Source organism: Rathayibacter sp. AY1F9 (assembly GCF_002932155.1).
Classification (GTDB): Bacteria; Actinomycetota; Actinomycetes; order Actinomycetales; family Microbacteriaceae; genus Rathayibacter.
Genome location: NZ_PSVA01000031.1, coordinates 19,834 through 30,746, shown reverse-complemented (window position 1 = coordinate 30,746; position 10,913 = coordinate 19,834). Strand labels below are relative to the sequence as shown.

The window sequence follows — 10,913 nt, the reverse complement described above, 5'->3', positions numbered from 1 at the left end:
CACGCACCCCGACGCGGGGCCCCCGCCCCCGAACCCCTGACCCGAACAGGAGCGATGACATGGACAAGTCCTGCGTCCGCCCCCTCGACCTGGACGACGCCGTCGCCCTCGTCGGCATCCTCGCCGCCCTCCAGGCCCTCCTCGACAGCGGCGGCCTCCCCCCTGAGGAGGTCGAGGCCCTGCGCCACGGCCTCGAGCAGGGCGGCGCCCTCCTCCCCGGAAGTGACGAGAACGAGATCGCGACGGCTCTGGGTGGGCTGAACGCCCGCCTGCGTGGGACCATCGGGTGATCGCGCCGCGCTCGACGTTCCCGTAGCCTTCATCCGCGCTCGTGTCGACCCCGGAGACGCGCTCCCCCGCCCGCGGGTAGCGTCCGGTCCGGTCCCGCACTCCCACGGGGTCGCTGAACCCCGAGTGCCGGAGGAGATCCGATCGTGAACGGTGACCACTTCGTCCTCTCGACCGCGACGCCGTGGGACGACCGCACCGAGATCATCGGCGTGTACGCCTCCGAGGCGTGGGCCCGCGAGGCGGCGGCCGCATGGCTCGGCTCCCCGGACCGCGAGGCGTTCCCCCGGTGCGTCATCGAGGGCTGGAGCGGCGCGCACCTCCTCGGCCGCGAGGTCGTCGAGGCCCTCGGCTTCGACGACGAGGGCGGCGACGAGTCGCTGGGCGGCCCCCGCAGCCTCTGACCCGGCGGCCTAGCCGCCCCAGTGCGACGGGCGCTCGAAGTGCGACGGCAGCGTGGTCGCCGCATCCCCTCGAGCGCTGTTCACCTGCGCCTGGGTGAGGTAGACCGCCTCGGCGAGCCGCGCGCCGGACACATCAGCATCGCGCAGGTCCACCCCGAGCAGGTCGCACCGCTGCAGATCCGCACCCCGCAGGTCCGCGGCCAGGAGGAGCGCGCCCCGCAGATCCGCTCCCCGCAGGTCCGCGTTCCGGAGCGGTGCGCCCGCCAGATCGGCACCCGGAGCGAGCCGACGGCCCCTCGACCGGCGGGCAGCCGGCGCCGCTCCTGCGCGAGCGGCCGCGCTCGCCGCGATCAGGAGCGGCCGGGATGCTCCGTACTCCGCGTCGACGTCGACCGCGACCACCTGCTCCGGCTCGCCGAGGGTGTGCGCGTGCACCGCGTCGAACCGCTCGCGCAGCTCGTCGAGGAGCGGCGCGCCGACGCCGGGCAGCGCCAGTGCGGAGTCGAGGTACCAGAGCAGCTCGTGCAGGCGGCGCATCAGCGGGAACACCGCGAACATCCGCTCGCGCACGGCCGGGTCCGACCGCCAGGAGACGCCGCCGAACGTGTGCTGCGAGACCTTCTGGCCGGCGCCGAAGCAGTCGAAGACGGTGCAGCCGACGAAGCCCTGCGGCCGGAGCCGGCGGTGGATCGTGCATGCGTCCTCGCCGTCGAGGTTGACGCACGGGTCTCCGGCGCGCTTGTCGAACGGGAAGTCGGCGGAGCGGGCGAAGGCGAGAGCGACGCAGCACAGGCCGAAGCAGTTCGCGCAGTCGGCGCCGAGGTCCTCGCGGCGGCCGAGCTCGACCCTGGTGCGTGACGTCATCCGTCCGAGCCTACGCTCGGCGGCGCCTCCGGATCAGTGAGCGAGCGCGAGCACGCCGACGACGAGAACGCCGAGGCCCACGATCCCGAGCAGCGAGACGAGGCTCTCCTTCCAGGAGAGGCCCGCGCGAACGACGGCGATGAGGGCGATCCCCGCGAGCGTGGCGACGTAGACGCCCGCGCCGATCCGCAGCGCGACCGTCGCGTCGATCCAGCCCAGCGCCGCGGCACCGAGCGCGAGGACCGGCAGCGACGCCGAGGCGAGCGCCCCGCCCGCGATCCGCAGCATGGTGTGCGTCTCGGAGCGCGAGGGCGCCGAGGCGTGCACGACCTGGTGCGCGATCACCTCGGCGACGAAGCCCGCGGCCGAGATCCCGATGATCGAGATCACGAGGCTCTGGAGGGCGTGGACCGCGTCGGGGTGGTCGCCGACGAGGTAGATCATCACCACGGCCAGGCCCGTGAAGGTCGCGTAGACGCGCTCCTTGAGGGCGCGGGCGATCTCGTCGAGGGGGCGGCGGGTCCGCTCCGCCCACCGGCCGGCGCGGCCCGGGCGCAGGCGCACGGGCGTCATCCGGTCGGCGGGTGCGGTGCGGCCCTCGTCGGCCGCTCCGTCAGTAGGAGGCGGAGTCGACACGTGCCGCGGAGGAGTCGCCCGAGTGCCGCGCGGCGAGGTCGCCGAGGATGGTCGCGGAGCCGCTGGTGCCGAAGCGGGTGACGCCGAGGCCGCGGTAGGCGAGGAGCGTGTCGAGGTCGCGGACGCCGCCGGACGCCTTCACCTGGACGGCCTCCGAGACGGCGCCGCGCATGAGGCGGAGGTCGTGCTCGTTCGCGCCTCCGCCCGCGAAGCCGGTGGCGGTCTTCACGAAGTCCGCGCCGGCGCGCTCGGCGGCCCGGCTGCCCTCGACGACCTGCTCGTCGTCGAGGAGGCTCGTCTCGAGGATGACCTTGACGACGTGGCCCTCGGCGGCCTCGACCACGGCGCGGACGTCGTCCTCGACGTCCTGGAGCAGGCCGCTCCGGAGGCGGCCGATGTTGACGACCATGTCGAGCTCGGACGCGCCGTCGGCGAGCGCCTGACGCGACTCCGCGACCTTCGCCGCGGTGGAGGTGGTGCCGTGAGGGAAGCCGATGACCGTGCCGACCAGGACGCCGGAGCCCTCGAGCCGGGCGACCGAGTGGGCGATGTCGGAGGGGCGGACGCAGACGCTGAACACGCCGGACGCTCGCGCCTCGTCGAGCTGGGCGTCGACCTCGGCGCGGGTGAGCTCGGGCTTCAGGATCGCGTGGTCGATGAGCGCCGCGATCTCGGCGACGGTGGGCAGGCTGGAGTCGGTCATCCGCACATTTTACGTCCGCCGGCGGGACGACGAAGGCCCGCGATCCGATGGATCACGGGCCTTCGATCGTTCACGCCGCTAGCGGCGCCGGGTCACCAGCTGGACTTGGTGATGCCGGGCAGCTCGCCGCGGTGCGCCATGTCACGGAAGCGGACACGCGAGATGCCGAACTTCGTGAGGTTGCCGCGGGGGCGGCCGTCGACGGCGTCGCGCGAGCGGACGCGGACGGGCGAGGCGTTGCGGGGGAGCTTCTGGAGGCCGACGCGGGCGGCCTCACGGGTCTCGTCGGTCCCGGCCGGGTCGACCAGGGCCTTCTTCAGCTCGAGGCGCTTGGCGGCGTAGCGGTCGACGATCACCTTGCGCTGCTCGTTGCGGGCGATCTTGCTCTTCTTGGCCATACTTAGCGCTCCTCGCGGAAGTCGACGTGCTTGCGCACTACGGGGTCGTACTTCTTGAGCACGAGACGGTCGGGGTCGTTGCGGCGGTTCTTCTTGGTCACGTAGGTGTAACCGGTGCCGGCCGTCGAACGGAGCTTGATGATCGGACGGACGTCCTGCTGCTTGGCCATTAGATCTTCACCCCGCGAGCGAGAACATCCTTGACGACGGACTCGATGCCACGGGCGTCGATGACCTTGATGCCCTTGGCCGAGAGGGTCAGGGTGACGTTACGGCGAAGCGACGGCACGTAGTACGTCTTCTTCTGCACGTTCGGGTCGAAGCGGCGCTTGGTGCGCCGGTGCGAGTGCGAGATGGCGTGCCCGAAGCCGGGGACGGCTCCGGTCACCTGGCAGACTGCTGCCATGGTTTCCTCCATGTGTGGTTACCGTGGATCACGCGCGGCACGAAGCCCCGCCCGACCCACCCAAGGTCACTTGTCGGCGCACCGCCCGCCTGTCCGGCCGGAGCCGGAGCTCCTGCCCGGTGGGCAGCACGCAAGCGCGTGCAGATGCACGCAACCTCGCTAGGCTACGCGACCCGGGCGGCGGCCGCAACAGGGTGGGGACACTCCCCCGACAGGGTGGGGACACTGCCCCGACAGGGTGGGGACGCTGCCCCGACGTGCACGGGGACTTCCTGGGAGGTTCCGGCAGAAGTGGCCTCCCGTACCCCCCGAGCAGGGCGTTCGTGTATCTTGCGCCTTCCTCGCGGGTCGACGACCGCCCTACTCTGAGCCGACCGCGGGCGCCCGCTCCCGGCAGCAGCCGGGAGTAGCAGCACATGCGCCAGTCCTTCCTCCGTTCCCTCGTCGCCGCGGCCGTGCTCGTGGCGGGTGCCGGCCTCAGCGTCGTGGCCGCGCCGACCGCGTCGGCGGCGCCGGTCTTCAGCACCGCGTGCTTCACCTCCCCGAAGGTCTCGACGGTGTCGCAGTACACCGTTCCCGCGACCGGGGTATCGACGGTCCGCGCCGTCCTCAGCGGCCAGAACGGCGGGAAGGGTGCGAGCGGCCTCGGGACGGGCAACGCCGGCGGACGCGGCTCCAGCCTCGTCGTCGAGGTGCCCGTCACGCCCGGGCAGGTGCTGGAGATCGGGCGCCTCGCCGGCGCCCCGGCCGGAGCGGCAGGCGCCACGCGCTACGTGAACGGCGGCGTCTACGCGGGCGACTCCGGCGGCGCGGGCGGCGACGCCCAGTACCTCAGCACGGCCGGCTCGGACGGCTGTCAGCACGCCCTCGCCGTGGCGGCGGGCGGCGGAGGCGGCGGCGGGCGGTCCTCGGTCGGCGGCGACGCCGACGCCGGCAGCGGCGCGAGGGGCGGCGGGAACGGCGGCAGGAACAACGCGGCCGACGGCGGCGGCGGCGGCGCGGCCGGGCAGAGCTCGGGCGGCTCGCCCGGCGCCCGCGGCTACAGCACGTTCGGCGAGTGCGCCGACGGCAACAACGGCCAGTGGGGCGTGTTCCTCAACGACGGCAAGGGCGCCGACGCCGGCGCCTCCCGCGGCGGCGGCGGCAACTGCTCGTTCCCCGGCCACAGCGGCGGCGGCGGCGGGGCCGGCTGGTGGTACGGCGGCGGCGGCGGATCGCCCTACGTGTTCGGCAGCATGAACGACACCCTCGGCGTCATGAACGACCCCGGCGCCGGCGGCGGCGGCTCGAGCTACGTGCACCCGAGCGTGACGAGGATCTCCCAGACGGCCGGCCCGACGGCGGCCGACCCCGTGGTCGCTCCGGTGTACGACACCGCCGTGACCGTGACGCGGACCCCCGACTTCTCGATGCTCGGGCAGGAGGTCACCGTCACCGCGAAGGTGACCATCCCGAGCCTGGGCCGGCCGGTGGCCGCCGGCGGCACCGTCGAGATCCTCACCGGTGCGGGCACCAGCAGGGTGACCCTCGACGCGGACGGCGTCGGCGTGCTGACCACGAGGGACATCCCGCAGGGCTGGAACGAGATCCGCGCGCACTACCCCGACACCATCACCGCCGCCGAGGCGGGACGCGGGAGCTGGTCGGCGCTCCCCGCTCTGCGCCACGAGGTGCGCGCGTGCGCCGCGACACCCGTCATCACCCGGCAGCCCTCGGACATCGCGGGCGTCACCAACCAGATCTACACGCTGACGATGGGCGTGAGCGTCTCGGCCGTCTACGGCGGCATCCCCGCCGTGTCGTGGGAGAGGTCCACGGACGGCGGCGCCACGTGGAAGCCCGCGCTCGGCCGAGCGGGCGCCCGGGAGGACGGGACCGCGTTCCTCGAGGCCGGCCCCGATCCCACCGGCTCCTACCGCTACCGGGCGACCCTGACCACCTGCGGGGGCAGCGTCCGCAGCGAGCCGGCCACCGTGGCGGTGGGCGGCGTGCGCTTCGACCTGTCGACGCTCCCGCAGAAGGCGTACGGCGACTCCTTCGACGCGAGCCCCTACGCGCAGGCCGTCGATGTGCCCGGCCGCTCGATCGTCCTGAGCAGCAGGACCGCCGAGACCTGCTCCGTCAGCGGCATGAGGGTGACCGTGCTCCACGCCGGCGTCTGCACGCTCGCGGCGAGGCTCGACGCGCTCGCTCCTCTGGGCTGGGCGGGCGAGCCCCTGCAGAGCTTCACGGCGAAGCCGAAGGCGCTCACGGTCACCGCTCCGACGGTCGACTACCCGCGAGGCGCGCCGTCCCCCGACCTGCGCTGCACGGCCGCCTTCGTCGGCTCCGACACCTTCGGCGCCCCGCTCACGGCCGGCGTCTACCGGCCGATCGTCACGGCGGACGACGTCATCTACCGCTTGATCCCGAACTGGCCCACCTCCACCTTCACCACCTTCACCACGCGGTGCAGCGGCGCGAAGGTCAGCAGCGACTACACGATCGCGGGGTACAAGGACGGCGCGCTGCGCATCGTCGCGGCTGTCCCGATGGTGACCGCCTCCTCGCCCTCGTCGACCTACGGATCCACTCCCCCCGCGATCACCGCCTCCGTGACCGGCTCCCCCTCGGGGACCGTCTCCTGCGGCGCCTTCGCGGCGTCCGACACCGGATTCAGGACGCCGCTGGCGCTCTCCGCGACGACCCCCGTCGGCCGCTACCCCACGCGCTGCTCCGGCCTGACGAACCCCTCGGGACAGCTGATCACCATCGACGGCGCGCTCACGATCTCGCCGGCGCCCCTCACGGTGACCGCGTCGAGCCCCGGGACGCAGGCGCACGGCACCGCGACCGCCCCGACGGTCACCTGCACGGCCGACGGCTTCGCTGGAACCGACCGCTTCGTCACCGAGCCGACCGGCGCCTACTACACGGCGGACGGCACCGGGAAGGTGACGGTCGGAGCGCGCACGCCCGTCGGCGACTACGTCACGCGGTGCGACGGAGGCGATGCGGGGCCGAACTACACCCTCCGGTCGATCCCCGGCACCTTCGCGCTGGCCGACCGCTCTGCCCCCGTCGTGACCGTGCCCGCCGCCGTCACGGCCGAGCCGGTCGACGTCTCCGGCGCCGTCGTCACCTTCGCCTCCTCCGCGGAGGACGCGGTCGACGGAGCCGTGGGCTCGACCTGCACGCCCGCCTCGGGGAGCGTCTTCCCGATCGGGGACACGACGGTCGACTGCACCGCGGACGACGAGGCCGGCAACACCGGCACGTCCTCGTTCCGGATCACGGTCCGGAAGTTCTCGCAGACGGTCGCCTTCACCTCCTCGCGGCCGACCGCGCCGACGGCGCTGGGCACCTTCACCCCGACGGCCACCGGCGGCGGCTCCGGGAGCCCCGTCTCGATCGGAGCGACCGGATCCTGCGCGATCGCCGACGGCGTCGTGACCTTCACGCGCGGCGGCACCTGCACCGTGACCGCCGACCAGGCCGGCGACGACCACTACACCGCGGGGCGCGCCTCCTTCGATCTCGAGGTCGCGAAGGCGTCGCAGACGCTGACGGTCGCGGTGCCGAAGACCGGCGTCCTGGAGTCGACCGGCGTCGCCACGGCGACCTCGAGCTCGGGACTGCCGGTGCTCGTCAGGACCTTCTTCGGCTGCACCGTCGCCCCCGACGCGACGGGTGCGCAGATCCTGACCTACACCGAGCCCTCGACCTGCGGCGTGCAGTTCGACCAGCCGGGCGACGACGTGTACGCGGCCGCCGACGGCCTGGTGCGCTTCGTCCCGATCTCGCGGATCCCCCAGACGGTCGTCGTCACCTCGACTCCGCCCGACCGGGTGTTCACCGACGACCGGTACACGGTCGAGGCGACCGGCGGCGGCTCGGGCAACCCGCTCGTGATCGCGGTGATCGAGAACGGCAACTGCACCATCGCGGACGACGTGGTGACGTTCTTCGGCGACGGCACCTGCACGGTGACGATCGACCAGGCCGCGGACGATCGACACGACGCCGCTCCGCAGGTCCGGCAGGTCATCACGGTCGGGACTCCCGAGGGGAACCTCTCCTTCGGGAGCACCGCGCCCCCGCACGCGATGTCGCTCGAGACGTACCGGCCGACGATCGTGCCCGGCCCGTCGAAGGGCGTGCCCGTGCTCTCCGCGAGCCGAGACTGCTCGATCCTCCCGGACGGAGTGACCGTGCGGAACGACGGGGCCGGGCTCTGCGTGCTGTCCCTCGACCAGCCCGGAGACGGCTACTGGCCCGCGCGGCACGCCGAGCAGGAGTACTCGATCTACTTCCTCCCGCAGACGGTCCGGATCACGAGCGCGCCTCCGGTCGGCGCCGTCCTCGGGGACACGTACCGCCCCGTGATCGAGGGCGGCGCCTCGGGCATCGCTCCGTTCCTCCTCACCACCGCGTCGTGCTCGGCGAAGGACGGCGTGGTCACCTTCACCACGAAGGGCGTCTGCGGCGTCTTCGCCTACCAGAACGGCAACCGGCAGTACGACAGCGCCCGGCCCGCCGTGCAGGAGGTGGAGGTCGGCTACGCGCCCGGCTCCGTGGCGTTCACGACCGCCGTCCCGACCGACGCGGAGGTCGGCGGATCCTTCACTCCCGCCTTCACGCGCGGACCGTCCTCCGGCCCCTCGGTGCTCAGCGTCTCGGGCGCCTGCTCCGACGGCGAGAACGGCGCCGTCCGGTTCGACTCCGCGGGCACCTGCACGCTGACGGCGATCCACTACCGCGACGCCGCCTACGGCACCGCGCGGGCGGTCCAGACCTTCGAGGTCACCGCGATCGCGCAGACCGTCGCCTTCACCTCGACCGCGCCGTCGACGGCCGCGGCCGGCGACACGCTCACTCCGACCGCGACGGGCGGCGCGTCCGGGCTCCCCGTGACGATCGGAGCGACCGGCGCCTGCACGCTCGCGGACGGCGTCGTCACCTTCGCCGGCAGCGGCACCTGCACCGTCACGGCGGACCAGGCGGGCGACGGGCGCTACGCCGCGGCGGCGCAGGCCTCGCAGACCGTCGCGGTCACGCAGCTCGCGGGCACCGTCGCGTTCGGCGGCGATGCTCCGGCCGAGGCCCGGGTCGGGGGCTCCTCGACGGCCGCGGTCGTCGCCGGCCCCTCCAGTGCTCCCCCGGTGCTGACGGCCTCCGGCGCCTGCTCCGTCGGGCCCTTCCGACTGGTCTCCTACGACTCCGCCGGCACCTGCACGCTGACGCTGGACCAGGCGAGCGACATCCGCCACAGCGCAGCGCCGACGGCCGTGCGCAGCTTCGAGATCACCCGGGTCGCGCAGACCGTGGCCTTCACCTCGCAGGCGCCGGACTCGGCGCTCGCGGGCGGCACCTACCGCCCGACCGCGACCGGCGGAGCCTCGGGGCGCCCCGTGGTGCTCGGCGCCTCCGGATCCTGCACGCTCACCAACGGGGTCGTCGCCTTCACCGGATCGGGCACCTGCACGGTGACCGCCGACCAGACGGGCGACGCCCGGTACGACGCGGCGGAGCGGGCCTCGCAGGTGATCGCGGTCGGACTGCTCGCGGGCACCGTCTCCTTCGGCGGCAGCGCGCCGACCGGCGCGACGGTCGGCGGGACGACCACCCCGCGGATCGTCGCCGGACCCTCCACCGCGCGTCCGGTGCTGACCGCCTCCGGAGCATGCTCGGCGGCCGCAGGAGTCGTGTCCCACGACTCCGTCGGCACCTGCACGCTGACGCTCGACCAGGCGGGCGACTCGCGGTACGGCGCCGCTCCGCAGGCCGTCCGCACCTTCGCGATCGGCGCCCTCGGCCAGACGCTGGCGTTCGCCTCGCCGGTCCCCGACGCGGCGGTCGCGGGGGGCTCCTACACGCCCGTCGTGACGGCCGGCGCGTCGAGCGCCCCCGTGGTGCTCGGAGCGGCCGGGTCCTGCACGGTCGCGGACGGCGTGGTGACCTTCACCCGCTCCGGCACCTGCACGGTGACCGCGGACCAGGCCGGGGACGAGCGTCACTCGGCGGCTCCGCGGATCTCGCAGTCGGTGGAGGTCGGCACGGCGGCGGGAGCGGTGTCGTTCCGCGACGCCGCTCCGACGGACGCCCGGATCGGCGGCTCCTGGACCCCGTCGATCGTCCGCGGCCCGTCGAGCGCCGACCCGGTGCTCGACGCCTCCGACTCCTGCTCGCTGGGAGAGGACGGCACGGTGTCCTACGACTCCGTCGGCACCTGCACGCTGACGCTGGACCAGGCCGGCGACGACGCTCACGCGCCCGCGGAGCAGGTCGTCCGGACCTTCCCGATCGGCAAGGCGCTGCAGACCGTCGCCTTCACCTCCGCGGCTCCGAGCACGGCGACCGCGGGCGGCCGCTACACGCCGACCGCGGCGGGCGGCTCCTCCGACCTGCCGGTCACGATCGGCGCCACGGGCGCGTGCTCGCTCGCGAGCGGCGTCGTGACCTTCAGCGGATCCGGCACCTGCACGGTCACCGCGGATCAGGCCGGCGACGCCTCGCACGACGCGGCTCCCCGGGCGACCCAGTCGATCGCGGTCGCCGCGGTCGTCCCCCAGAAGAAGAAGGCGCAGAAGGTCGCCTTCTCGACCACGATGCCGTCCTCGCCCGAGAAGGGGATCGCCTACCCGGTCGCGGCCACCGCCTCCTCCGGTCTGCCCGTGAAGCTGTACGCGAGCGGCAGCTGCACGCTGACCGCCACCGGCGCGGGCACGGCGACGGTGCGGCTGACGGGCGCGGCGAGCTGCACCGTCCGGGCCACGCAGGCGGGCGACTCCGCGTGGCTCGCCGCGACCTCGGTGACGCAGTCGCTGCAGGTGAAGTCCTCCACCCGCGCCGACCTGACGCTGACGCTGGCGCCGGCGCCGGGACTGGCGGCGACGGCCCCGCTCTCGGGCACGATCACCGTCCGGAACACCGGCACCCGGGACGCGGCGACGACGACCACCCGGGTCGTCGTCAGCGGAACGGTGGCGAGTGCGCCCGGCGCCGTGCAGACGAAGGGCTCGGCCGCGGGCACGACGGTCCTCACCTGGACCGCGCCGAGCGTCTCGGCCGGGCGGAGCACCACCTACTCGGTGACGCTGGTCGACCGGCCGGCCGCCACGACGATCGACGCCAGGGTGTCGACCGCCGCCGCCGATCCCACGCCGGCGAACAACGCGGTCAGGCGCACCTTCCGGTAGAGGCTGCGGGGAGGGAGGGGTGTCGCGCCGCGTTGC

At 74.0% G+C, this 10,913-nt stretch carries 9 protein-coding genes; 3 read left to right on the top strand and 6 right to left on the bottom strand.

The annotated features are described in order from the left end of the window. The first annotated feature begins 59 nt into the window (after positions 1-59). Together C5C37_RS15595 and C5C37_RS15590 are read left to right on the top strand one after the other, a co-directional pair. Positions 60-290, top strand: coding sequence for a hypothetical protein (locus tag C5C37_RS15595; protein WP_104227350.1), 231 nt, complete (start codon positions 60-62; stop codon positions 288-290). A gap of 144 nt (positions 291-434) precedes the next feature. Further along, positions 435-692: a hypothetical protein gene (locus tag C5C37_RS15590; RefSeq protein ID WP_104238985.1), complete on the top strand. Its 258-nt coding sequence runs from the start codon at positions 435-437 to the stop codon at positions 690-692. 9 nt (positions 693-701) lie between these two features. Here C5C37_RS15590 and C5C37_RS15585 read toward each other — a convergent pair whose 3' ends face one another. The 6 genes from C5C37_RS15585 to rpmB form a co-directional block, all read right to left on the bottom strand. Then, entirely contained in the window at positions 702-1,556 is an 855-nt protein-coding gene (locus C5C37_RS15585; RefSeq protein ID WP_104247969.1) for a pentapeptide repeat-containing protein, read from the bottom strand. A gap of 33 nt (positions 1,557-1,589) precedes the next feature. Next, complete coding sequence (locus C5C37_RS15580) at positions 1,590-2,192, bottom strand: hypothetical protein (protein ID WP_146085255.1); 603 nt, start codon at positions 2,190-2,192, stop codon at positions 1,590-1,592. Beyond that, positions 2,170-2,895 (bottom strand): deoxyribose-phosphate aldolase, encoded by a 726-nt coding sequence (deoC, locus tag C5C37_RS15575; RefSeq protein ID WP_181027245.1) that lies wholly within the window; start codon positions 2,893-2,895, stop codon positions 2,170-2,172. Before deoC ends, C5C37_RS15580 begins: the two co-directional genes overlap by 23 nt. 92 nt (positions 2,896-2,987) lie before the next feature. Then, on the bottom strand, positions 2,988-3,293 hold the full coding sequence (gene rpsN, locus C5C37_RS15570; RefSeq protein WP_104225107.1) for a 30S ribosomal protein S14: 306 nt from the start codon (positions 3,291-3,293) through the stop codon (positions 2,988-2,990). Positions 3,294-3,295: 2 nt separating this feature from the next. Beyond that, complete coding sequence (gene rpmG / locus C5C37_RS15565; protein ID WP_027692168.1) at positions 3,296-3,463, bottom strand: 50S ribosomal protein L33; 168 nt, start codon at positions 3,461-3,463, stop codon at positions 3,296-3,298. After that, the gene (rpmB, locus tag C5C37_RS15560) at positions 3,463-3,699 is read right to left on the bottom strand and encodes a 50S ribosomal protein L28 (protein WP_056038148.1); all 237 of its coding nucleotides are present in this window, start codon (positions 3,697-3,699) and stop codon (positions 3,463-3,465) included. Before rpmB ends, rpmG begins: the two co-directional genes overlap by 1 nt. Before the next feature lie 416 nt (positions 3,700-4,115). On the opposite strand from rpmB, the gene C5C37_RS15555 reads away from it, so the two are divergent. Further along, positions 4,116-10,877: an HYR domain-containing protein gene (locus C5C37_RS15555; protein ID WP_146085254.1), complete on the top strand. Its 6,762-nt coding sequence runs from the start codon at positions 4,116-4,118 to the stop codon at positions 10,875-10,877. The last annotated feature ends 36 nt before the right edge of the window (positions 10,878-10,913 follow it).